Raw genomic sequence first — 252 nt, forward strand, 5'->3', positions numbered from 1 at the left:
ATCATTCATTTTTTAAAGATCAAATGACGGTGATCTGAAAATTATTTCTTGCTTTCTACTGAAAACTTAAAATACTTAGTCTAGTACTTCAACGTTAACAGCGTTAAGACCTTTTCTGCCTTGCTCTGTTTCGAATTGTACTCTATCGTCTTCACGAATTTCGTCGATAAGACCACTTGAGTGTACGAAGATGTCTTCGCTTGAATCGTCAGCTTTAATAAATCCGAATCCTTTTGTGGAGTTAAAAAACTT

General features: G+C 34.5%; 1 protein-coding gene. It reads right to left on the reverse strand.

Annotation, left to right across the window (positions count from 1 at the left end):
• Positions 1-75: 75 nt before the first annotated feature.
• Positions 76-252 (reverse strand): cold-shock protein (locus ACNKXV_RS07820; RefSeq protein ID WP_417907422.1); only part of this gene is annotated, 177 nt, incomplete at its 5' end.

The sequence above is a fragment of the Christiangramia aquimixticola genome, assembly GCF_048285835.1.
Taxonomy (GTDB): domain Bacteria; phylum Bacteroidota; class Bacteroidia; order Flavobacteriales; family Flavobacteriaceae; genus Christiangramia; species Christiangramia aquimixticola.